Here is a 24,831-nt window from a genome sequence, read left to right as displayed (position 1 = left end):
TCGAGGGCTTATCCAAACAACACCCCAAAAAGTGAAGCGAAGCTTTGAAGCAACGCCGAATACTTTCCGGGGACCCCGATATTACATGGGGGAAATGCTACGGATTCTAAAACACGCAAATTCGTTTCGTATCTAGTTTTCAGGTGATCAAGCATCTGAACCGTTTGGTGGCGATGGCGGAAGGGTTCCACGCGTTCCCATACCGAACACGACCGTTAAGCCTTCCAGCGCCGATGGTACTTGGACCGAAGGGTCCCGGGAGAGTAGGACGTCGCCAAGCGGTACATATTCCCTGATAGCTCAGTTGGTAGAGCACTCGACTGTTAATCGAGTTGTCACAGGTTCGAGTCCTGTTCGGGGAGCCACTTGCTTCCATAGCTCAGTAGGTAGAGTGCATCCATGGTAAGGATGAGGTCACCGGTTCGATCCCGGTTGGAAGCTCCAGATTCGCTTTTGAATTGGACATGCATCATGAAATTGTGGCCCGTTGGTCAAGGGGTTAAGACACCTCCCTTTCACGGAGGTAACAGGGGTTCGAATCCCCTACGGGTCACCACTATCTTTATTCCATTCTTACATGGAGGCTTAGCTCAGCTGGGAGAGCATCTGCCTTACAAGCAGAGGGTCGGGGGTTCGATCCCCTCAGCCTCCACCATTTAATGCATGATTCTAACGAGAATCGGCAAGATAAAAGTACTCATCGATTTTGGGGATTAGCCAAGCGGTAAGGCAACGGACTTTGACTCCGTCATGCATAGGTTCGAATCCTATATCCCCAGCCACTTCATCCTAAAAAGTGAAGTTAAGCTTTGAAGGTGATTCCGAATGCTTTTCGGAGACCTGAAATGCGAGCCATTAGCTCAGTTGGTAGAGCACCTGACTTTTAATCAGGGTGTCGAAGGTTCGAGTCCTTCATGGCTCACCATTGTTTCATCTTGTGCGCGTGTGGCGGAATTGGCAGACGCACTAGACTTAGGATCTAGCGTCTTTGACGTGGGGGTTCAAGTCCCTCCACGCGCACCATTATTTGCGGACGTGGCTCAGCGGTAGAGCATCGCCTTGCCAAGGCGAGGGTCGCGGGTTCGATTCCCGTCGTCCGCTCCATTTGCGCCCTTAGCTCAGCTGGATAGAGCGTTTGACTACGAATCAAAAGGTCGGGAGTTCGAATCTCTCAGGGCGTGCCATTTTTTAAAAAGATTAATATCGGGATGTAGCTCAGCTTGGTAGAGCACCTGGTTTGGGACCAGGGGGTCGCATGTTCAAATCGTGTCATCCCGATTTGTTTAAAAGTAGGATCCGCAAAAGTAACCGGAATATGCTCCAAAGCATAGCGTCACTTTTGTGGGTTGATATGCGGGTGTAGTTCAATGGTAGAACTCCAGCCTTCCAAGCTGGTAGCGTGGGTTCGATTCCCATCACCCGCTCCATACATAAGCAGGACATCACCGAGTGTGATGTTTTTTTACATATTCACACGACTCTCCTGCGAAGTGTTAATGTGCTAAAGAACATGGTTAGGTCAAGGTTTATAGGACTAATGTCCATGGTATATGGGTATATCAATATCATGAGTTTTGTCGATTTGGCTAATTTTTTCGCCTGGAAAATGCAGATTTTCATGAACTTTTATTGTATGATGTTAGGAAGGCGTTACGTCCTATAGACAAACTGCTGAAACGGGTTGAGATGGGAGGAGTAGCATGACTGAACTTACAGTAACCGCAAAGAGCAATTCCAACAATCTGCTGCGGCGAGATGTACGGTTCCTTGGCAATATTCTTGGAGAAGTTATTGTCCACCAAGGTGGCAATGAGCTTTTAGATATAGTTGAGAAAATTCGTGAAACGAGTAAATCGTTGCGATCCGTATTCCTGCCAGAATTGTTTGCAGATTTCAAAAGGATCATCAGCACATTGGAGCCCGACATTCGCCATCAGGTGATTCGCGCGTTTGCCATTTATTTTCAATTGGTCAATATCGCGGAGCAGAATCATCGCATTCGTCGCAAACGCGATTACGAGCGTTCCGCCGGGGAGAGTGTTCAACCAGGTTCCATTGAAAGTGCGGTCCAGGATTTGAAAGAGCGTAATATTACGTTTGAAGAAGTTCAAGAAATTCTCGAAAGTCTATCCCTTGAGCTGGTAATGACAGCTCATCCAACAGAAGCGATGCGTCGGGCTATTCTGGATATTCATAAACGGATAGCGGACGATGTGATGCAACTGGACAACCCGACACTGACATTCCGCGAAAGAGAGCAGCTTCGGGAGAAACTACTGAATGAAGTGATAACGCTGTGGCAAACCGACGAGCTTCGTGACCGTAAGCCGACGGTTCTTGATGAGGTCAGAAACGGTATGTATTATTTTCACGAGACCCTGTTTCACATTCTGCCAGAGGTTTATCAAGAACTGGAGCGCTGCCTAAGTAAATATTATCCGGGTCACCATTGGCACGTTCCAACCTATTTGCGTTTCGGTTCGTGGATCGGTGGCGATCGGGACGGAAATCCTTCAGTGACGGCGGACGTAACATGGAGAACGCTTGAAATGCAGCGGAAGCTAGCGATTCGTGAATACCAACGGATTTTGCGTGAATTCATGAAATACCTCAGCTTCAGCTCATCGATCGTGAGCGTTACGGATGAATTGCTTCAATCCATTGAAAAAGACCGCGAGCATGTAACACTGAAGAAGATGGAAATTTGGCACAATGAGAAAGAGCCTTATCGTGTAAAACTGGTATATATGCTGGCTAAAATGAGTCATATTCTTGATGAGAACATGACAGGCAGTGAGCGTTATCAGTCCCCTGAGGAATTTATCGAGGACTTGAATATCATTGATCGAAGCTTGCGTTTCCATTTTGCTGACTATGTTGCAGACACCTATATTCAAAAACTGATTCGTCAGGCGGAGTTGTTTGGTTTCCATACAGCAACGCTGGATATCAGACAGCATAGCCAAGAGCATGAAAATGCCATGGCCGAAATTCTTCGTAAAATGAACGTGACTCAGGATTATGCCCAATTAAGTGAAGACGAGAAGATCGAGCTGCTGAATAACTTGCTTAACGATCCTCGTCCGTTGACTACGCCATATCAAGAGTACAGCGACAGCACCGAAGAATGCCTTGAAGTATACCGTACCGTATTCCGTGCGCAGCAGGAGTTCGGCGTGAAATGTATTTCAAGTTATTTGATCAGTATGTCCGAGGGCGCAAGCGACATTCTGGAAGTGATGGTATTTGCCAAAGAAGTCGGACTCTTCCGCAAGGACAATGACGGTTCTGTAATAGCTACTTTGCAGGCTGCACCATTGTTTGAGACGATTGAGGATCTTCATGCTGCACCTGATATTATGCGTAAGCTCTTCAGCCTGCCGATCTATCGAGAAGCGGTTAGCGCCATGAATGAGCTTCAGGAAATCATGCTGGGTTACTCTGACAGCAATAAGGACGGCGGAGCCATTACAGCGAACTGGGAGCTCCAGGTAGCACTCAAAGATATTACGGCTGCAGCCAATGAGTATGGTATCAAGGTGAAATACTTCCATGGACGCGGCGGATCGCTTGGACGCGGTGGTATGCCTCTGAACCGCAGCATTTTGGCTCAACCGGCATCAACCATTGCGGGTGGCATCAAAATCACGGAGCAAGGCGAAGTTATTTCTTCCCGTTACTCCTTGAAGGGAATTGCTTACCGCAGTCTGGACCAGGCGACTTCAGCACTAATAACGGCTTCTCTTAATGCCCGTTACCTTGAAAAAGAGGCGACTGAAAAAGAGTGGGAAGAGATTTCCTCGAGGATCTCGGCCGCTTCACAGCAAAAATATCAGGATCTGATCTTCCGTGATCCGGATTTCCTGAGCTTCTTCAAGGAATCCACGCCGCTTCCTGAAGTGGGAGAGCTGAATATTGGTTCCCGACCATCCAAGCGCAAGAACAGTGACCGTTTTGAGGACCTCAGAGCGATCCCTTGGGTGTTTGCGTGGACTCAGAGCCGTTATCTGCTTCCTGCATGGTACGCGGCTGGTACGGGCTTACAGAGCTTCTACCAGGGCAAGGAAGAGAATATGAAGGTGCTTCAGAAGATGTACACGAGCTATCCGTTCTTTACGTCGTTGATCGATACCCTTCAGATGGCTCTTGCCAAGGCGGATCTGATCATCGCCAAAGAGTATTCTCTGATGACGAAGGATGATCAGGCCCGCGAACGTATCTTCGGTCTGATTCAGGAAGAATTCAACCTGACGAAAGAGCTTGTTCTTAAGATTACGGGACAACAGGATATTCTGGATAACCAGCCAGTCCTGCAGGAATCGATTCGACTCCGTAACCCTTACGTGGATCCGCTCAGTTATTTGCAAGTCCAACTGCTTAACGAGCTGCGCGAGCTGAGAGAGCAAGAGCAGGACGATCCGGATCTGCTTCGGGAAGTACTGCTAACCATCAACGGTATTGCAGCAGGGCTTCGTAATACAGGTTGATCCTTGCAGGATAACAAAGCGGTTTGAAAGGGATAGTATAAGGCGAGGTTCCCTAAAGGAACCTCGTTTTTTCATCTATGAAGGAGCATAACCTCTGATGATTAGAGTATCGGTTGCAACATGATGGTCTTTGATAGGGAAAAGGGATTCTTTTTGAATTATTGTTGATTTTTAGAAACAGTTGAATTACGATTTGAATGATGCGTTTTAGACGTTACCCATCAGACCATTCTGGGGGAATTATGGTGGACAATTTGGATGTAAGACTGGCGAAGCTGGCCCGAAAAGGGGACCAAAGAGCTTTTGCTGAAATCGTAGAGCTTTATAAAGATAAGATTTTTCATTTGGCATACCGGATGCTGAGTAACCGTCATGAGGCGGAGGATGTCGTACAAGAGACTTTTTTGCGTGTATATAAAAACCTTGATCGATACGACGAGAATCAGAAGTTCTCCACTTGGATATACCGAATTGGTACAAATCTTAGCATTGATCGGCTGCGCAAACGCAAGCCATCTTTCTCGCTGGACGCCGACCTGAATGAAAGCGAAGGCATGGACGGCTACTCCCTGATCCCGAGCGATAACCGTACACCGGAGAGTGAAATGCTGCTATCCGAGACACAGCGCATCATTCATACGGCGATTGACGGACTTCCTGCCAAGTACAAGACAATCATGATTCTAAGGTACATCCAGGATTTATCCCTGCAGGAGATCAGCGAGATTTTGGACTTGCCTGTAACAACGATCAAAACGCGAGTACATCGTGGACGCGAATTTTTGCGTAAAAAATTAGAGTACAAATTGTGAGGAAAAAAACGCCTATTGCCGTTCTTTGAGGAAGAGAGACCGCGTTTAAGGGCGCTTTTTTCTTGCGATGCCAAAAAGTCAGTATCCGCAATTTTTTTCTGATGTTCTTTTAAAAAAGTTGAAACATCCCCGATTCCGGCACGTATGAACAATAAGCAAGTCTTATGCCCCTACGTGGGAATAGACCCAGCAAAGAGATTGAATGAAAGGATTGGCTCACAAATGGATTGCAAATTAGCCGTCTCTTTGATGCATGATTATCTGGATAATGACTTGTCCGACCCACAGCAACTGGAATTGCAGAAGCATTTGCTGGATTGTGCTGACTGTCGGAATTACTTCGAGAAGCTGGAGCATACCGATATGCTTCTTTATTCCTTAACTCATCATGCGACCAAGCCATCCGATGATTTAACGGAACGTATAATGGGTATGCTGCCGCAGCCCAAGAGACAAAAGGCTTGGGTCAAATGGGTTAGGAATCATCCTGCGCTCACGGCTGCAGCTTTATTTTTGGTTGTCATGCTCTTCAGCACAATCAGTTTCTGGAGTCAGGATACTCAGCTGGTTGTAAAGAGTGATGAATTCGAAAAGCTGGTGATTGAAGGAGATACCGTCATTATTCCTCCGGATCAAATCATCACGGGAGATATTACAGTCGAGAATGGAAAGACCAAGGTCTACGGTCAAGTGAATGGCAATGTGACCGTCATTGACGGAGAATTATTTCAGGCTTCCACCTCACATATAGCAGGTCAAGTGAAGGATATAGATCGGGCGATGGATTGGATATGGTACAAGATCTCCACTCTGTTTACAGATGCCGCTTATCGCTAGGTGAAACCTGAAGCCTGCTGAATAAAAGCGCCTCTTTTCAGTGAAAAGACGGCGCTTCTTTTGTTGATTTATGATCTTTTTCATGGAAAGCAGAGAGTGTCCGCTTGCATCGGAAAGATTAACGTTATAACCTAGAGAGTGTAGAGCACATACTACATATATAAGTCGCACGACTTATTAAAAAGGAAGTTCAAAAAGTTCCCGTGTGATCAGAAGGAAAATGAAGAGCTGGTTCGGTAGTCGAATCTTAAGCGTTCATTTTTGAGGAACCGGATTTTTTGGGCCCGCACTTAAAGGAAATGACGGGGGTTGCTGTATGGAGTATTTCACAGATATGACCTGGGGTGAAACCATTAAAGATATCATCGATATCCTTATCGTAACTTATATAATATACCAGATGATACTGCTCGTCCGCGGTACGCGGGCGGTCCAGCTCCTCAAAGGGATTTTGGTGTTGGTGGTCATCTGGGCGCTTAGCACCTGGTTTGATCTGTACACGCTAAAGTGGCTGATGAATCAGATTTTTACATTCGGGGTGCTGGCGGTCTTTATCATCTTCCAGCCGGAGCTCAGACGTGGTCTGGAGCAGCTCGGACGGGGTAAGCTGTTTGGGCGGACATCGGATATTGACGAGGAGACCAATAAGTTAATCAGCGAAACCATTAAGGCGGTTAACTATTTGTCGCGGCGCAAAATAGGGGCTCTGATCGTCTTTGAGCGGACGACGGGACTGAATGAGTATGTAGAATCAGGAATTCCGATGAGATCAGTGATCAGCTCGGAATTGTTTATCAATATTTTTATACCGAACACACCTCTCCATGACGGAGCCGTCATTATTCAGAACACTCAAATTGCTGCCGCTGGCTGTTATTTGCCGCTATCGGAGAATCCTTTCATAAGTAAGGAACTGGGAACAAGACACCGTGCCGCTATCGGTATCAGTGAGGTGGGGGATGCGATTTCAGTTGTCGTATCCGAGGAGACTGGGCAAGTATCGCTGGCCTTGAATGGACAAGTGGTTCGAGATATTAAGGAAGAGTCTCTCATCTCCAAATTGTATGAGGAGCTCAGGCCTGCCGCGTCCATCAAGGAGAAACGCACGTTCTTCTGGAAACGGAAGGGGGACGGCAGCAATGGATAAATGGCTCAAGAACAACACGGCAAGCAAGCTCATTGCACTCGCTGTTAGTATTTTATTGTGGGCGATGGTTCATATGGACAGCGGAACGCCTGCGCCACCAACGACTTTTTATGATACCAAAATCATTGAAGGCGTTAAGATTCAGACCTATGGATTTGATGACAGCGACTATGCGTTGACGGGTATTGATAAGGACCGCGTAAATCTCGAAGTTCGGGGAAAGAAATCCAATATCTCGCTTTTGACGGACGACTATAAGGTGAAGCTTGATTTGAGCAACGTCAGAGAACCGGGGACGCACACACTTCCGTTAACCTACTCGATCCCGAGTGGTGTAGAGATGGTATCGATGGAGCCATCCTCGGTTACGGTGACGGTTGAACCGAGAGTGTCGAAATCCGTGACGGTAAGTATTGGAACCAAAGGCGAACCTGCTAAAGATTACCGGGCCGGAACACCCGTGCTGATTGACCCAAGGCAAGTCACGGTTACCCTGCCTGAATCGTTAATGGCGGATCTGGGGCAGGTCAAAGGTAATGTGGAGCTTGATGGTGCCAAAGAGAAGATTACGGAGAAACGAGTCAAGCTTACAGCATATGATAAAGAAGGCAACGCGATGGAAGATGCGGTCATTGAGCCTGCTGCAGTAGCAGCTGAAGTGCCAATTGAACCTGTATTTGTCACCCTGCCGCTGGAGCTTCAATATACCGGACGGCTGCCGGAAGGGTTCGTCCTATCCAAGGTGGAACAGAAGGTAAAAGAAGTGAAGCTGTTTGGCAGTAAAGAGGCGCTAGCAGGAGCTCAGACCTATATCGAAGCCACGATCAATCTGGGAGAAGTTAGAAATCCGGGAACAACAGTGCTTACGGCCGACTTGACGCCGCCTGAAGGTTTTGAGAAAATCGAGCCGAGCTCTGTAACGGTGGATGTCACGGCTGTATCGCATGGTGAACGGGTGATTACAGGTATTCCGATAACGTTAAAAGGGGTTGCTTCCGGTCTGGATGCTGTCATTACGGATCCAAAGACGAAGACAATATCTTTAACACTTACCGGAGCACCTGACTTGCTTGATAGTCTGGAGCCGACAGATATCGGAGCAGAAGCGAATGCAACCGGTTTGAAAGCTGGCGTTCACGAAATTCCGTTGCAGATCACACTACCTAATTTTATTAACCGTACGGATCAGGAACGTCCCGTTATTAAGGTAGAGCTCAAGGATAACTCCAAGCCCGTGACAACGGAGCCGGACAGCTCGAAGAATGAGGGAACGGACACAGACAAGCCTGTTCCACCAGGAACGGGATCCGGAACAGGAACAGGCACTGATCAGGGGGAGACTCCGGAAACGCCTCCTACTCATGAGGAAACGGATAACACCGGATCAGGAGAAAACCCATCACATCCGCCGGGAGACGGATCGAATGATGGAGCAACGGGATCAGAAACGTCCAATGATGGATAATAACGAAGAGTAGATAAAGGAGTATATAAAACATGGGGAAATATTTTGGTACAGATGGAGTAAGAGGAGTTGCGAATCAAGAACTGACAGCGGAAATGGCTTACAGCATCGGCCGCTGCGGCGGCTATGTGCTCACTGGCGATAAAGAGAAGCCAACCGTCATTATCGGTATGGATACCCGCGTATCGGGGGCTATGCTGGAGTCGGCTTTGGTTGCAGGCCTGCTGTCCATCGGTGCGCATGTCATTCGTCTGGGTGTCGTAAGTACACCAGCGGTGGCGTACATCACAAGACTATTGAAGGCTGATGCGGGTGTTATGATCTCGGCTTCACATAACCCGGTACAAGATAACGGTATCAAGTTCTTCGGTGGAGACGGCTTCAAGCTGTCGGATGAGACAGAGCTTAAGATTGAAGAGCTGATGGATGCGGAAACCGATAATCTGCCGCGACCAATCGGGGCTGATTTAGGTGAATTGTTGATTGATAACGAATCTAAATATAAATACCTGGAATATTTGAAAACGACGGTCGATAACCGGTTTGACGGTCTGAAAATCGTACTGGATTGTGCAAATGGCGCAGCTTATGAGCTGGCTCCGAAGCTTTTCCGTGAATTGGGTGCGGATGTGATTACCATCGGCGCTGAGCCGAATGGCCTGAATATCAATGATCACTGCGGATCGACTCATCCGGAGAAACTCGTCGAGGCTGTACTCCAGCATGGCGCTGACCTTGGTCTGGCTTTTGACGGAGATGCGGATCGCCTGATTGCCATTGACGCAAGAGGCGACGAAGTGGACGGCGATTTCATTCTGTGTATTTGCGGTGATGCCATGAACCGTGCAGGCAAGCTGAAGGCAGGTACGATCGTTTCGACGGTTATGAGTAACATCGGTTTCTATAAAGCGTGTGACAGCTTGAAGCTGAAAACGGCCAAAACCGCAGTCGGCGACCGCTATGTCATGGAGGAAATGCGCCGTGGCGGATATAATCTGGGTGGTGAGCAATCGGGACATGTGATTTTCCTGGATCACAACACCACAGGAGATGGAATTCTCACAGGGATTCAATTGGTGGATACGTTGGTAGCCTCCGGCAAGCCACTGCATGAGCTGAAGAGCAGCATGCGCAAGTATCCGCAAGTGCTGGTTAATGTTCGTGTTGGCGATAAGAGCAAATACCAAGGCAATACCGTTATTGAGTCTGCAATTGCTGAAGTTGAAGGCATTTTGGGTGATAACGGACGTGTCCTGGTTCGCCCATCGGGAACGGAATCCCTCATTCGCGTCATGGCCGAAGGCCCGGACAAAGAAGAGCTCGACCGTTATGTCACGCAGATTGCAGATGTGGTGAAGCGGGAATTGGTGTAAGACTAAGGGTGTATTTTTCAAGGAAAGCAGACTAATTTTTGTCAGGGCCAGTGAACTATGCGAATCCGGTTCACTGGCCTGCTGCTTTTCATGAAGCCAGTTGAATGAAAGCGCAACACCCCTTGTCCCGACAGCAAAGAAGGCGGTTTAAGGCATTGCTTGAGAAGATAGGTCATTCGATGTCATTTATGGGGTTAATTATCCGCAGGGCTTGGATTTCCTAGGAAGCAGCCGAGTTGCCAAAGTTAGAATGCATGAATATAATAAAGGATGTCATTCAAGAATAGAAAGCGAGGATTGTGAGGTTACTTCAAGCTTCATAAGCGCCAGAGCTTGTACCTGCGCGGGAATTGGTTATTGTTATGATAGGGATAACCAAACGGCAGAACGCAAGTTGACGAGGTAGAGGTGTTCGGATTATTCGGCGGGGACCTCTCGGTTATGCACCAACCGTAAGCGAATCACGGAAAAGGAATGGGCGACCGTTCTTACAACGTATCCGCAGGTGCTTACTAATTACAAAACATGAATGTGCGATTTAGAACAGGGCAGCGCGGTGGAAGAAGAGTGCATTCATGTCTGTTCAACTTAGCAGCCTATATCATGCTGGATTTTTTTGAACGTTGATAATTGAATAGATCATTCTTCTTTCCTGTTACCGCACAGATGCTGCTGTATTCTATTTCCGCCTACTATTATAGGGAAATCGAACGGAGGAATCATACAATGTGTGGTATTGTCGGATATATTGGAAATCAGAAAACGCAAGCGGTGTTGATCGAGGGATTGAGAAAGCTGGAGTATCGCGGATACGATTCAGCGGGGATTGCCGTATTTACGAATGAAGGTCTGCGTGTGGCCAAGGCGCAAGGGCGTCTTGCCAATCTAGAGGAGAGACTGGAGTCTGCCCCACTTGTGGGAACTGCTGGTATCGGTCATACCCGCTGGGCCACACATGGCCGGCCGTCGGACGTGAATTCGCATCCGCATACGGACGAAAGCCAGAAGTTCTCCGTTGTCCATAACGGAATCGTTGAGAACTATCTGGAGCTGAAGGAAGAGCTGATCAGCCAAGGACACCACTTTGTTTCGGAGACCGATACAGAAGTTATCTCCCATCTCATTGCCCGTGAATATGACGGGGATATCGTTAAGGCCGTGCAGAAGGCAATCTCTTATATGAGAGGTGCATTTGCCCTTGGCGTCTTGACCGAGTATGAACCGGATCGACTGGTGGCTGTGCGTCAAGCAAGCCCGCTTATTATCGGTCTTGGCGATGGAGAGAACTTCATCGGTTCTGATATTCCGGCTATTTTGAAATATACGCGGAATGTATATATTCTCAACGATGGAGAGATGGCTCTGCTGACAGCAGATGCTGTCGAATTAATGACCATTGAGGGGAACTTTATTTCTCGGGAAATGATTCGTGTCGATTGGGATGCCGTTACAGCGGAAAAAGGCGGATTCGATCACTTCATGCTGAAGGAGATCCACGAGCAGCCAAAGGCATACCGAGACACGATGCTAGGCCGTGTGGATGAGAGCGGACGCAAAGTCGTTCTGCCAGAGCTGAAGCTGACACAGGAACAGATTAAGAACATTCGCAATGTTCAGATCGTTGCCTGCGGTACGGCTTACCATGCCGGACTTGTGGGACGCAGCGTGATCGAAGAGATGGTACGCATTCCGGTTGAAAATGACGTAGCCTCCGAGTATCGTTATCGTTCGCCGATCGTTACGCCGGAGACCCTTGTCATCGTTGTAAGCCAATCCGGTGAGACGGCAGATACCTTGGCTGCGCTTCGTGAAGCACAGAGCCATGGTGCTCATGTCCTGGCCATCACGAACGTGGTAGGCAGCTCGATTGCCCGTGAAGCTAACGATGTGCTCGGCACCCTGGCTGGACCGGAAATTGCCGTAGCATCCACGAAGGCATACACCTCTCAGTTGATTGCATTTTATCTGTTTGGTCTGTACCTGGCTCAAGTACGTGGTACGATGACAGAAGACACTGTTGCTGAAGTGATTGCAGCGATGGAAGCACTGCCTGAACAGGTAGAGTCCATGCTGACCAACGCGGAATCGATCAAAGGATATGCTGAACAAATCGCGGAGCATGAGAACCTGTTCTTCATCGGCCGTGGTCAAGACTACGCCGTAGCACAGGAAGGCTCCCTGAAGCTGAAGGAGATCTCTTACATTCACTCTGAGGCTTATGCTGCCGGCGAACTGAAGCATGGTACGTTGGCCTTGATTGAAGAGGGCATTCCGGTTATCGCCTTGGCAACCCAGGAAGCGGTTCTGGAGAAAACGGTGAGTAACATCAAGGAAGTGAAGGCCCGCGGTGCAGAAGTGATGGCCATTACGCATGAAGAGCATGTGGCCGGCTTGCTGAAATCCGTAGATCAAGCCTTCGCCATTCCGAAGACCTTGCCGATCTTGACGGCAGCTTTGTCTGTCGTACCGCTGCAACTGCTCGCTTACTACGCATCGCTTGCCCGTGGCAACGATGTGGATAAGCCACGTAACCTGGCGAAGAGCGTGACGGTGGAGTAGGTAGGGAGCGGGGAAATAAGCTGCTTCTTAATGTAGATATGAAATAAAGTTGCACCGTTTTAACCCTTTAGATATGATTATCTAAAGGGTTTTTTTATTTAAAAAAACAATCAACCCAATAGAACGAACGATGAGAGGAATAGGAGAATGAGTGATACAAGGACCAAATTGATGCTGGATCTGCAAAGAATTGAGCAGGATGAGTATCAGTTACGCGAAGGTGAGCAGCATCAAGATTTCTTACCTTTGTTACTTCAATATATTGGTGATCCTCAGCCAGAATTACGGGATAACCTGATCTATCCGATGTTTTATATGTGGATTAAGGAGGAGAATAGGTTCAGTGGAGAGGAGTTGCGTAGCCTCTTAACGGTTCTGACTGATGAGAACCATTTGTTCTATAATATTGGCAGCGAGGATGATCAGTCCGTTTTTACAAGGACGTTCTCTGCCTTGCCTATCGCTTTGATTGTGCAACGCCACAGACAGAATCCTTTTTTCAATCAAGCGGAAATTGAGCAATTAATGCATGCCATGCTCCGTTATTATAAAGAGGAGAAGGATCTGCGAGGTTACCTTTCAGTAGGAGGCTGGGCTCACAGCGCGTCTCACGGTGCGGATGTTTTTGTCGAGCTGGTGCAGTGCGAGGAGAGCAGCGTCGCAATGCTGCGTGAGGTTCTTGTCGCAATTTCTGGCATGCTTCATAATGGTAGACATATTTTTAGCGATGAGGATGATGAGCGGTTGGTCAACATCGTGGATACGATGATTGACAAAGAGTTACTTCCACATCAAGAAATCGCTGATTGGATTAGCGGCTTAGCGCAATGCTGCAATTTGCCGAGAAGTCGCAGTCAGGTGATTGCTCGCGTGAACAGCAAGAATTTTTTACGCAGTCTCTATTTCAGAAGGGGACAAGATAGCCGAGGGAATGAGCTTAACACTGTCATGCTTGGTACTGAGGCAAAATTGAACAGGTTTTCTATCAGTTAAAGGATTAGAGGGGCTGTCCCAAAAGCCATGGAAAATTGGCTGAGGGATTGCCCCTTTTTATGTAAAGAAAAACAAAAATGAGTTTGTTTTACACCCTCTGGCATGTTCCTCCATTAAAGGGCGCTTTAAAGGCTACGTCCTGGTGATAAGGGGCGTAGCCTTTTTGTTATACTTACTCGATCGATTCCACCTGAATAACTGGCACCTGCGTGAGCTGACTGGATCCGCTACTGTCGCTTTTCTCACTATTGTCTTGTTGGGCATCCTCAGGATCGAGCTCATTGCCAGTCACGGGTTCGCTTGGATTCTCAGTTTCATCCGGACTTTCTCCATCAACTTGTCCGATCTCCGGTTCGACAGGGTCTGGTGTCGCAGGAGGCTGGCTGCTGCCCGGGATCTCCAACTGCTGATATCCGCTGAATGTTCCGATTAGGGTCGCGCTCCCTGCTGGGAAATCCAGTTCTCCTTTTAAAATGACATGGTATCCATCGCGTTCAGCTAAGACCTCACCATAGCCACCTTCCGGGATATGTACAGAGAAGCGTACTTTCTCATTCGGATATCTCTCGATATTAGCGATATCGATGTCGGTATACTGGACCTGATACCCAGTGAATCCGTATTGGTCTCCCTGACGCTCGAAGATGGCGATCTCTTCCGGGCTTACTCCTTCCAGATTGGTGACCAGCAAAGACTTATCCGGCTGCGCTTGATAGCCTGCGGCTGTGAACTGGAACAGCGGCATCAGGTTGGAATTTCTGGCTTCATAGCCTGAATACAACACCAGACCGGTTCCCGCATCGCTTTCCACTAGGATAACCGGATTCTTCGCGGTGCTAAGCGATTCCTCAACTGAAACCTGGTGGATGGCGATGTCGGACGGGTAATCACGGTTATGGAATAATTGCACCGTTTCATCAGCATTCAAGACCGCTAAATAGATGATATTCCCCTCATCGACTCCAATGGCATACGCCAAGCCTCCGAAACGATTCCCGCCTCCGCTCACGTAGCTGAAGCTGCCTTTCAGACCAGCCGCTTGGAACAAACGAATCGGATCGTGAATGGTCCAAGCCAGTTTGGCAGCTTGCAGTTTACTATTCATATCCTGGTATCCCGACAGCGCTTCATAGAGTGCTACCGCTTCTTCGTAGTTCTGGCTTTGTACCATCCCATCAGCCGCCGTGATCCACCGGTTCATCTGATTCTGAATATACTCCATAATTGTAGCGTTCTTCAGATCGCTCCGGTCCAAGTAGTCTCTATACCCTATGGCGTGTGAAACAAAATCAGAGGGCCGTTCTCGCTGGACATCCTTTTGCAGCATGGTATACACAAGTTCATCGGTCTTGCCATTCAACCAGGCCGTCGGCAGCGATCGGCTGGCATATTCGGAACTCATGGTGTGTGACCAATTCAGCAGATCCGTATACTGTCCGGCTCCTGCCAGACGGGTTAGAACCATTTCGTCATAACGCTGGAACAGACTAAGCAGCTTGTCATTCTTCTGCTTCTCCCCGCCGTAGAATGAATCCGGAATGCGGAGCAAATTCCATTTGAAGCTGTTGTCGTCATACTGCAACTCTTCAAGCAGCTCGTCGGCCTGGCGGTTAAACATACCAATGAACTGCAGGAATATCCGTTTCACATCGTCGGGGATTCCGTAAAACGCAGCAATTTCATCGTAGTAGGAAGCATAAGATCCTTGTTGCCCCGTCAGCTTCTGCTCCGTATCAAGCAATTCGGCATACACGTTCATGAAGCCGGAAAAATCGCCTGCTTCCCCGACTTGGCTCAATCGATGATCAAGCGAGGAAAGGCTCTGCTTCATGGAAGTAATGGGTTCAAGCTCTTGCAGTCTTGAGGCAAGCAGTTCTTCTTTATATAGAAGGGAGCGGTTATTTCGCGCCTTCTGATACCATTCTTCTGCCTGAACGATCTTCTTCTGAGCATACAATAACTCTGCTTGTGCCATCGATTCGATTTTCTGATAGATATGAAATCCCTTATATCCGATCAGCAGCAGAAGGACTATACATAAAAAAAGATACAAATTACGCAGGGTTAGCGTGTTTTTCATCGTCATAACGATATGGCCCCTCTAATCCCATTTTTGAAAATCAGGGTCCGAGCGATAGTGTTCATTATAAATGGCCGATACCCGGTCCCGCAGGCCGTTCCACGACAATCCGGGATTGCGGCGTACGATCTGATACAAGCGGAGGAAGCGATATCTCGGCAATCCATCCGCATAGCGGCTAATAAAATCAGGGAACGTATCGATATATTTTTTCTTCCGTACCGCTGCCCCGGTAGCGTCGATCATAATCTGCCTGCCTTGCTCCATCCGTAAAATGTTGGATTCATGGTCGAGCAGGTATTGGATCGCTTTGCTGTTAATCAACTCGCGTTTAATTTTGGCGATTTCACCGATATAGGCAGCCAGGTCCGGATCAAATTCATCCAGCAATAGCGGTTCGAGTTCAAGCTCCATATCCTTGCGCAAGCTGAAGCTTTGCAGGAGAACGATCTGCTGCAGACGGATGCGGTCATTCCGGACCAAGGAGGCAATTTCTCTGACGATTTCATACCCTAGTTGGGCATCTTCCTTGATGGCGGCAGCAGCCGTTGCTTTGTTCAGATCCAGGCCATCAAGAATCTGTTTTTGATGACTTCGTATTAACTTGTCCAGAGCGTGCAGGGTCTCGGAATGCAGCACTCGCCGCTGGATCAGCCATAACCATACGAGCAGAACCACCATGAAAGCAAAGGAGATCACGATCTGCAAGAAGGTCTGACTAAGAAGTACGGCAGAGAGCCCTATAATGTAGAAGAGAAGTCGGTCACTCTGCATGGAACGCTTGGCCATTTTCTCTGCAAGTTCCATAACGGGGACAAGGGCGCTCCGTTTACAGAAAGCGCAGCTATCTTCCCAAAGAATCGTGAAATTGTGGCAATGTTTGCAAACCCTTAACTTTTGGTAGACATATCTCGTTTTATTATAGGGACGAAGTTGTACGGGCTTTTTCTTATCCATGCTGTTCCCTCTGTGAGTTGGCAACTTCAAGCAGGGTCTGATGCAGCTGCTCCGGCGTCGGGGCGTTCTTCTTACGCTTGAAGTAGGCCGTGATCTTGATGATGACAAAAAGAAACAAAATCCCGAGACATCCGTATGTAATCATATATCTATTCCTTTCGGCATCGTATTTGTTCGAAAATGGTGGGTGAGCCTTGTGTCCTAAGTCCGGGTGGTACGACTGATTATGTTGAACTTTGGCAGGTATAATTATATCATATGGACATAGTGCTGGTATATTTTAGTGATTAGCATGGTATTTTCTATATAAATCCACCAGAGAAATGGATGTTCCCGTCACTGTTTTTTAAGCTTTCTTTCATGTAATTTTAAGACTTATTGCCTACAGTTAGACTAATGGTCTGACAATTGAACCGAGGCATCCACCTGATGCTAGACTAAATGGATGAAGGAGTAATTCAATGTTACGTAAAAATAAATGGCTGCCCTCTTTGATGGCAGCGGTGCTGCTGATCCTGACCTGGAGCGGAGGAACCCTGCCTCAGGCAATGGCTGCCTCGCAAGGCTCCAAGATTGATGCCGTCCTAGTGATGGATGCCAGCAACTCGATGAAAAACAGTGATCCGGATAGGATCAGCAGCGAAGCAATGAAGATGTTTATCGACATGCTGGCCACCACAGGCGACAAGGTCGGCGTCGTTTCCTATACCGACCGGATTCAGCGGGAGAAAGCGCTGCTTGAAATTCAGTCGGAGGCGGACAAGGCGGTACTGAAGGAGTTTATCGATCAGCTGGATCGCGGTCCGTACACGGATATGTCCGTCGGCCTCGATGAAGCCGTAAAAGTGCTGAAGCAGGGAATGGACCCGGCGCATGCGCCGATGATCGTTGTTTTGGCCGACGGTAACAATGACCTGGATCCAAACACGGGCAAGACGAGCCAGGAGGCTTCAGACGATTTAGCCCAAGCCGTCAAGGAGGCCAAGGGGAGCGGCATTCCGATTTATACAATTGGGCTGAATGCTGACGGGAAGCTGAATAAAGAATCGTTGGCTGAATTGGCAAACCAAACGGGGGGCAAATCCTTTACGACCAGTTCGGCGGATGACCTTCCGCAAATATTAAGCGAGATTTTTGCCAGCCACCAGCAGCTTAAGATCGTTCCGGTACAATCGATTACCGGCAACGGAAGCTATCAGGAGGTTACGGTGCATGTGCCGAATGCGAACGTGCTGGAGGCGAACATTTCCATTATGTCCTCCAGCCCCGTTGACGTGAAACTGGTCGATCCTGCTGGCGCCGAGCAGACCATTCCTTCGGCCAATGTACTGCGATCCACTTCCAGTTCCTATTCGCTGCTCAAACTGCTGAAGCCGCAGCAAGGCGATTGGAAGCTGCAGGTGAAAGGTGTATCGAAAGACAAAATCGACATTAACCTCGTATTCAACTACGACCTGGAGCTGGCTATGGATCCTCCGCCATCTGCTAAGGTAAAGGCAGGGGATACGATTGACATTAACGCGTACCTCGTCAGCAATGGACAGAAGCTGGAAGACCAAGAACAGTACGGCAATATGACGGCCAAGCTGTTGGTTAAGGATCTGGACACCGGGGACGAGTCGGAGGTCAAGCTTGAGAATAAAGGCGGCAGCTTTGAAGGGAGTTACAAGATTCCGCAGAAGCACGACTACGAGCTGAGGGTGCGGGCGGAGGAGCAGAGCTTCTACCGCGAAAGCGCGCCTGTGAAGATTAGTGCAAAAGCGGCAGCCGCGGGCTCCGGAAGCGGTGGAAAAGAGATGACTGCGGGCGAGGATGCGAAACCTTTTCCATTATGGCCCGTAATCATTGGCATCGCGGCACTGCTCATTGTTGGAGCGGCTGCATATTTCATACTCGGCGCGATTAAGAAAGCGAACAAAGGTTTTGTCGGTCAGATCGTGATCGAGATCAGGGATGAGAACACCGGCGAGAAGACTTCCCCGCAATACAAGAAGCTGGCTTCGTTCAAAGGGAAGTTCAATCTGCATCAGCTTCTGCAGCTTGCTCCGGAGCTGAAGGAGACCGAGAAAATCCTCTTCATGCCAGGCAAGAACGACCGCATCATACTAAAGAACAATTCTTCAGCCGTAATCGAGAAGTCCGGACGCGCTCTGGATACAACGAATGGGACCGAGCTGAAGAACGGAGACCGGCTGAGAGTTTCCCTTCAGCAGGCGGACAAAACGATATTATTTGAATATTTGGCTTAAAGTGCGTGCTCAAAAAGGTCGATTTTTAGCACCGAAGCTTAAAGCCATGACCTATCAGGAGGGGAAGTTATGAAACCGGTAGTTAGAGAACATATACAGCAGCTTGACGTTTCACTCGGAGGCGGGATTGTTAGCGAGAAAATACGGGTGGATACCATCGACAATCCGATTCTTATCATTGGACTTGGAGGGACGGGGATCGATGCACTGCTGCGCTTGAAATATCAGATTAACCGCCGTTTCAAGCTGCCGGAGGATCCGTTGTCCAAGAAGAGAATGGACAAGCCGGATAATGTGGAGTTTCTGGCTTTTGAGACCAACGAACAGGATAAAAATAAACGATATAAAGGCATCGGGCTTGATCCGATCAATGAATTCGTGCTTCTCTCCAACGCCGAGATTGGAGGCCTCCTTCAAAATCGGAGCATCCTGGAGCCTTACATTACGGATTGGCTGTCGCCTGAGCTGAGCATTACCGACGGCATGAATGGGGCCGCAGGCGTACGCCAAGCGGGGCGCTTGCTCCTGTTCACGAAAATTACGCAAGTGGTGCAGGCGATCGACAAGAAGATCAAGACGCTGTCAGTCGGAACGAACAAAAAGCTGATGGTCTTCCTGCTGACGGGGCTGTCCGGCGGTACAGGCAGCGGCTGCTTCTTGGACATTGCCTATATCGTTCGCGGCATTATCGAGCGGGACCACGGCTCTGCCGGCATTGACCGCGTGAACACGCTCGGTTATCTGTTTACGCCGGATATTAATCTGGCGAACAAAAGCTTGAGCGAGCATACGCGCGAATACATCAAGAAGAACGGTTACGCCGCGCTCAAAGAGCTCGATTACTGGATGAACGTGGATGCCAGAGGCGAGCGGTTCAAGCAGCAGTACGGCAACATTCTGACCGTGAACTCTCCGCTGCCTCCGTTTAATCTGTGCCACCTGATTTCCGCTACGAATACGGAAGGCAAACTGCTGGAAAATGCCTATGATTACTGCATGAACGTTACTGCAGAGAATATCACGAACTTCATGGCCAGCGAGGAAAAACAGTCCGGCGAAGAGTTTGCGATCCATGACTATATCAGCAACATCCGCACCAATATCGCGCAGATGAACAAGGCGTATCCTGCCAATTACGACTACAACATTATCGGCGCATCTTCAGCTGTGCTGCCAATCGAAGAGATGACTACTTATCTGGCGTACCGCGTCTTTGGCAAAATGCAAACCATGTTCGAGAAGGCGCCAAGCCAGGAGGATGTCGAGAAATTCGCAAGCAAGCTGGGTATCGATCTGGACTCGATGACGAAGAATTTTGAGTCCCGCGTACCGGAGCCGCTGCCTGGATACCAGAATAGCGAACGGCTCAGCTACGCGAATGTCGTGAAGAACCAGGTCATCAATATGGACACGGAGCTGGAGCAGAATTTCTTGGCGAGAGCCCGCGAGGAGTATATTAAAGCGAAGAAGCAGCTGCCGGGCGAGATCGTGGCTCAGTTCAGCGATCAAATACGCCGCATGTTCCTGCATCCGCAGCAAGGACCATTTTACGTATCCCGATTGATATATACGGAGAAGGGCTTCAGCCTGTTGAAGATGCTGCTGTCCTACATCGAAGCGCTGCGCGAGAATCTGACCCGCATTCCCCGTGATATTGAGTCGGCCAGAGAACAGGCCATCGAGCGCCTGGGCGATGCGAAGAGCGCTTTTGTCTCGAAGGATAAGAAGAAGAACATCTATATTGAAGCCAAAATCAACGAATATTGGCTGGAAGCGGATGTGGAACGCACCGAGCAGATGATCGAGTTCTATGAGGATTTATACGATCTGCTGAACCAGGAGAATAACCGGATTTATAGCGTATATACGGAAATTCTAAATGCCCTGAATTCGATCTTCGCCAAGAATGGGGATATTCTCGTTAACGGTGAAGAACAACAGGATCATAAAGGGAATAAGACGTATTACTGGAACCTGGTCAGCGTGCCCGATATTTCCGACGTCATCAACAAAATCATGGATCAGAAGGATGTGGACGATCTCATCCGCGATTTCGCGCAGGAGCTGCTGAGCCATGCTAATCGTTGGACGCGTGAGCAGGAGATTGATATCGTCCGATCCATTTCGGAGTTTCTTACCGATAAATTCGGCGATTTGATTACCCGCTCGATGGAGGATTTCCTCGTCATGAAATTCGGGCAGGAGGATTCCATCGAAAAATTTGTCGAGCGCAATATCGCCAGCAAGCTGGATGATGAAGCCGTCCCGGTCTTCCATCTGAGCAACAGCGCAGGCAATTTGTATTTCCCTTCCTGGGGCTTTGTGTCCGTGCCTGTACAGGCGCCAAGCATTCTGAAGGGAATTCGCAATTATCAGAATAATTCGGTCGGGAAGTCTCACTTCACCGTGAAAGAGAGCGAAGTGAAAAACCGGATCTTCTGGCTGAATACGAAGAACGGCGTGCCGCTGTTCGTCTATACGCCGCTTAAGGTTTATGAAGAGAGTTATGAACGCACGATCATGGACAAGGAAGGCGTTGGACGTCACTTGGTGCAGACGGATCGTAACAATTGGACGTACCTGCCATCGCCGATTCCCGAAAAATCCTGGGGGGATACCTACGTCAATCCGCGGGTTCAGGATTACAACGCCCGGGTTCGCGCCGAATTTAACCAGGCGCTTGATTTTAAGGTCATCGTCCAGAAGGATGTTGACCAGAACACGAGCAGCCGCTATGCGGTCGTGTTTACGAAGCCATTTGATCTGAACGAGCTGCTTCGTGCTTATGACTTGCAGCTGGATAGTCCCAAGCCTAACCTTGGGGAAGTGAAGCGGGCATGGACCGAGCTGAAGCGTCTACTGAACGAGGGGCTGGAGCCGGCGGGCTCCAAGGATATTTTCAACAGCATCAACGAGGAGATGGCCAAGGAAAATCTGATTCGTTCGCCGGAAATGATCCGCAGCGTGCGGGAAGAGCTGAAGAAATATGCCGCCATCGCGGCCAAAGTCACGGAGTTCGAGCTCCTGATCAGCGATAATCAGAATGAGGAGAAATGGCTTGATCAATTTATTGAGGCGTTGTACACCGGAACCATCACGAAGAAGGGTGCGCTCTTCGTTTATGATCGCGATCCGGAAGAGGATTCCTGGGAGCCGTTTGCCAATCTGCTGAAAAGCGTGAATGACGTGGAGTATGAAGTCTACAAGCACTTCCGTCAGCTGGATGAGAAAAGCCGCAGCACGCTGCTTCGCAAATCCTCCCGTCGCGATCAGGAGCTGACCGCTTCCGAGGATATTACGCCACTGCTCACGAAGCTGGAAGAATTGGCCGAGCGGTTCTTGGAAACGCGCGACCGGCTTGAATACGAGAAGGTGGAGCTTGCGGATGGTGAAGAACGATATCAGTTCTACAGACAGGTCTCCTCGAAATTAAATGACATCCGAAGAAGGTTGAAATAGACGATGAGGGAAATTCTTCGCCAGTATGCTGCCGGCTATGCCAAATCGGAAGAGCAGCTTACCTTGATGGAGGATGATCAGAGCAGCATCCACTACCCGGAGGTATACTTGTTCATCGGTGATAAGACAGCGTCCGCAATCGAACCGATCATGGAGATACATGACCGCAAATGGGACAACAGCGCAAGTGTCATCTATTTGCAGGTGGGAACGGGCCAGGATGGAGGGGGGGAGCCGAAAGGCTCCGAATCCTCCGGTCGCCTTCACCGGTATCATCTGCAATTGCCGGAATCAGACGGCGCATCCAAATCCGTACGCAAGGAGCTGCACCAGGGCTTCTATCGAGATCCGCACCACCTGGCTGGGTTGAATAAAGCGATTCGAAAGCTGAGCCACCACATCGCAGACTATGGGCGCAGCTATTCATCTTTTGACCGGATTCATCTGTCTGTCATTACACGGGTCGACGACCTGTGTAATGTGTTTATACCGGAAATTTCATTACTGGCCGAATCGATTTTCCAGCAGTCATTCAAGTCGGTGCAAATGGATTTGTATGCGCTCATTAATGAAAGGGAGCAGATTGAATCTTATGGCTATGCGAGCTCCGTGGGTGTTGCCTTCTTGCGGGAGCTGGAGCTGATGCAGAGCCGGGAATACAGCTTCTCCGCACCGCTGCAGGTAACGGAGGATGGGCTGACGATTCCAGTCGTTCACCCGGCTTCGCCATTGTTTGATCTCGTCTATGTGCTGTCCGATAAGAATGAACGCGGCATATCGGGTTACGCCGGGATGCAGGATATCTACGATATCATCTGCCATCTGGGTTTGCTTAAGAACCGGAAGCAGAAGGATGAAACCTATGACGGAGTCCGGGGCATATACAACAATACGTCTTTCAAAAGCAATATCATGACGGAATCCGGCCGCCAAGGCTTTGTCTCCGCTGGCTTTGCCCGGGTGAAGAGACCGAACGAGCCGATTGCGCTAACGGTCCTCTATCATCTGTGCCGCGGACTTCTCCTTCGCATGAAGGGCGGACCCGAACCGGAGGTTCATGAGTGCCTGACCTATTTCGGTCTTGACCCGGAGGCCGTATCGGCAAAAGCGGGCCGGATGCTACCGGACGCAGAGCATCTGGACGGCTTAAAGGGGATGATGTCACACCCCGTCAGTTATGCCGGACTGAAGCGGATGAACATTCGTGAAGCAGAAGAGGCGCTCTTCGGAGATGGCTGCCGGCAGTTTTTTCACGGCAATTACGAGCTAGCGGCCCGAAAGAGACTGAGTGATATGAGCACCGCAGAAGAACTGCATGATGCGCTGCGCCGCACTTTGGCGACTCATTCGCAAATCGGCTGTTATCAAATCGTGGAGTGGACGAGCGACAAGGCGGGAGAGGGGATACTGCTTGAAGCGGTTCGTTCCCGAATCCGGGATCTCGGCAGCCTCCTGAAGAGCGAGCAGGACGGACTAAACCGCTATTATGAGGAAAGCGTGGAAAGTCAGCCGTTTAAGAAGCTTCCTTTTCGGGATAAACAGAATGTGCGCCATTTCATTCGATATTTCGTGGGCGAAGTCTATCGACGCAAATATGAGCTTTTGCAGCTGGAAACGGAGCTTGAGCTCTACAGGTTGTATGAAACGGAGCTCGAACGGATTCACCGTCAGTACAAGCAGCAGGCGAACATGCTGGACCAGCTCGAAGCGGAATTGCTGGAAGCAGCCCAGTCGAGCATCCGAACCGCAGACGATTATATTGGCCAGAACCTGATGGAGTATTATGGCCTGGTAACGGAAGAGCTGATGCTGGAATTGGAGAGCAAGCGCGGCCAGGGAGTATTCTTCGAAGAACGGTTTGTCGGCAACCTCTCCATCGTTACGCATGAAGGAACGGAACCGATCTTGTCGAACATGATCCGGGTCTGTCTGAGGGATCTATTGACGGCAGAGCCGTTCGTGCAGACCTTCGAGGAAGAACTGCTGCGGCGGGCCAACGTGACCATCGACTACAACAATAAGCAGGTGCTTGCCAAGGAAGATCTGTTTAAGGTGCTTTACCGGATGCTGGAGGAGAACTCTGTTACGCTAGTCAGGCTGCTTGACTATACGCAGGAGCATCGATACGAGGAGAAATATTTCTTCGGCGATGCCGACAGCGAGTTCGTCCGCTATGCGATCCACGCCGACGAAGCTTTACGGGTGTACAAGCTTGGCATCGTGCATGAGAAGCGCTCAAGCGGGGTTGAGAAGCTGAACCTGATGGGAGGTTTCCACTTGGAGGATCTGATGTACTACCGGAATGGCAGAACCTACTACGAGACCTATACGGCAAACGGTTATGAATTTCATGGAATGGAACCGGCGCAACTTCCTGAGCTGCGCTAGCGTTCTTAAATTCTGATACAGAGAG

Annotated in this window: 14 protein-coding genes, 11 tRNA genes and 1 rRNA gene; 23 read left to right on the top strand and 3 right to left on the bottom strand. The window is 49.2% G+C overall.

Features of this window, described 5'->3' with window-relative positions; translation table 11 throughout:
• Positions 1–163 precede the first annotated feature (163 nt).
• From rrf to ABEW73_RS27595, 20 genes are all read left to right on the top strand, one after another.
• Positions 164–280: ribosomal RNA gene (rrf, locus tag ABEW73_RS27690) — 5S ribosomal RNA — on the top strand.
• 9 nt (positions 281–289) lie between these two features.
• A tRNA-Asn gene (locus ABEW73_RS27685) sits at positions 290–365 on the top strand.
• Between the two features lie 3 nt (positions 366–368).
• Positions 369–444 (top strand) — tRNA-Thr (locus tag ABEW73_RS27680).
• Between the two features lie 37 nt (positions 445–481).
• Positions 482–556, top strand: a tRNA-Glu gene (locus tag ABEW73_RS27675).
• 23 nt (positions 557–579) lie between these two features.
• A tRNA-Val gene (locus ABEW73_RS27670) sits at positions 580–655 on the top strand.
• Between the two features lie 52 nt (positions 656–707).
• A tRNA-Gln gene (locus ABEW73_RS27665) sits at positions 708–782 on the top strand.
• Between the two features lie 67 nt (positions 783–849).
• Positions 850–925: transfer RNA gene (locus ABEW73_RS27660), tRNA-Lys, on the top strand.
• A 14-nt stretch (positions 926–939) separates the two neighbouring features.
• A tRNA-Leu gene (locus tag ABEW73_RS27655) sits at positions 940–1,023 on the top strand.
• 6 nt (positions 1,024–1,029) lie between these two features.
• Positions 1,030–1,104: transfer RNA gene (locus tag ABEW73_RS27650), tRNA-Gly, on the top strand.
• A 3-nt stretch (positions 1,105–1,107) separates the two neighbouring features.
• Positions 1,108–1,184 (top strand) — tRNA-Arg (locus ABEW73_RS27645).
• Positions 1,185–1,204: 20 nt separating this feature from the next.
• Positions 1,205–1,278: transfer RNA gene (locus ABEW73_RS27640), tRNA-Pro, on the top strand.
• A gap of 75 nt (positions 1,279–1,353) precedes the next feature.
• Positions 1,354–1,427, top strand: a tRNA-Gly gene (locus ABEW73_RS27635).
• Between the two features lie 273 nt (positions 1,428–1,700).
• Entirely contained in the window at positions 1,701–4,487 is a 2,787-nt protein-coding gene (gene ppc / locus ABEW73_RS27630; RefSeq protein ID WP_430173433.1) for a phosphoenolpyruvate carboxylase, read from the top strand.
• A gap of 242 nt (positions 4,488–4,729) precedes the next feature.
• Positions 4,730–5,299 (top strand): RNA polymerase sigma factor SigW, encoded by a 570-nt coding sequence (gene sigW, locus ABEW73_RS27625; RefSeq protein ID WP_076325274.1) that lies wholly within the window; start codon positions 4,730–4,732, stop codon positions 5,297–5,299.
• Positions 5,300–5,521: 222 nt separating this feature from the next.
• The gene (locus ABEW73_RS27620) at positions 5,522–6,136 is read left to right on the top strand and encodes a zf-HC2 domain-containing protein (RefSeq protein WP_076325275.1); all 615 of its coding nucleotides are present in this window, start codon (positions 5,522–5,524) and stop codon (positions 6,134–6,136) included.
• Positions 6,137–6,452: 316 nt separating this feature from the next.
• Positions 6,453–7,283, top strand: a complete 831-nt coding sequence (cdaA, locus tag ABEW73_RS27615; RefSeq protein ID WP_430173431.1) for a diadenylate cyclase CdaA — start codon at positions 6,453–6,455, stop codon at positions 7,281–7,283.
• Complete coding sequence (locus ABEW73_RS27610; protein ID WP_430173430.1) at positions 7,276–8,748, top strand: CdaR family protein; 1,473 nt, start codon at positions 7,276–7,278, stop codon at positions 8,746–8,748. The genes cdaA and ABEW73_RS27610 overlap by 8 nt, the downstream gene beginning before the upstream one ends.
• 32 nt (positions 8,749–8,780) lie before the next feature.
• Positions 8,781–10,121 (top strand): phosphoglucosamine mutase, encoded by a 1,341-nt coding sequence (glmM, locus tag ABEW73_RS27605; RefSeq protein ID WP_430173428.1) that lies wholly within the window; start codon positions 8,781–8,783, stop codon positions 10,119–10,121.
• Positions 10,122–10,847: 726 nt separating this feature from the next.
• Positions 10,848–12,680, top strand: coding sequence for a glutamine--fructose-6-phosphate transaminase (isomerizing) (gene glmS / locus ABEW73_RS27600; RefSeq protein ID WP_430173426.1), 1,833 nt, complete (start codon positions 10,848–10,850; stop codon positions 12,678–12,680).
• Positions 12,681–12,827: 147 nt separating this feature from the next.
• Complete coding sequence (locus ABEW73_RS27595; RefSeq protein WP_088094719.1) at positions 12,828–13,673, top strand: DUF2785 domain-containing protein; 846 nt, start codon at positions 12,828–12,830, stop codon at positions 13,671–13,673.
• A 172-nt stretch (positions 13,674–13,845) separates the two neighbouring features.
• Here the strand turns inward: ABEW73_RS27595 and ABEW73_RS27590 are convergent, their stop codons facing one another.
• From ABEW73_RS27590 to ABEW73_RS27580, 3 genes are all read right to left on the bottom strand, one after another.
• Positions 13,846–15,759 carry a hypothetical protein gene (locus ABEW73_RS27590; RefSeq protein ID WP_430173425.1) on the bottom strand — a complete coding sequence of 638 codons (1,914 nt, stop codon included), beginning with the start codon at positions 15,757–15,759 and terminating at the stop codon, positions 13,846–13,848.
• Positions 15,760–15,774: 15 nt separating this feature from the next.
• Entirely contained in the window at positions 15,775–16,542 is a 768-nt protein-coding gene (locus ABEW73_RS27585) for a hypothetical protein (protein WP_430173423.1), read from the bottom strand.
• Positions 16,543–16,702: 160 nt separating this feature from the next.
• Entirely contained in the window at positions 16,703–16,855 is a 153-nt protein-coding gene (locus ABEW73_RS27580; protein WP_164817485.1) for a hypothetical protein, read from the bottom strand.
• Positions 16,856–17,171: 316 nt separating this feature from the next.
• On the opposite strand from ABEW73_RS27580, the gene ABEW73_RS27575 reads away from it, so the two are divergent.
• From ABEW73_RS27575 to ABEW73_RS27565, 3 genes are all read left to right on the top strand, one after another.
• Entirely contained in the window at positions 17,172–18,959 is a 1,788-nt protein-coding gene (locus ABEW73_RS27575; RefSeq protein ID WP_430173422.1) for a vWA domain-containing protein, read from the top strand.
• 69 nt (positions 18,960–19,028) lie between these two features.
• On the top strand, positions 19,029–22,418 hold the full coding sequence (locus ABEW73_RS27570; RefSeq protein ID WP_430173421.1) for a tubulin-like doman-containing protein: 3,390 nt from the start codon (positions 19,029–19,031) through the stop codon (positions 22,416–22,418).
• A 3-nt stretch (positions 22,419–22,421) separates the two neighbouring features.
• The gene (locus ABEW73_RS27565; protein WP_430173419.1) at positions 22,422–24,806 is read left to right on the top strand and encodes a transcription initiation factor TFIID; all 2,385 of its coding nucleotides are present in this window, start codon (positions 22,422–22,424) and stop codon (positions 24,804–24,806) included.
• Positions 24,807–24,831: the final 25 nt, after the last annotated feature.

Source organism: Paenibacillus lautus, assembly GCF_050482385.1.
GTDB classification, from domain to species: domain Bacteria; phylum Bacillota; class Bacilli; order Paenibacillales; family Paenibacillaceae; genus Paenibacillus_AQ; species Paenibacillus_AQ lautus_B.
This window is presented reverse-complemented; position numbering and strand designations above follow the sequence as displayed.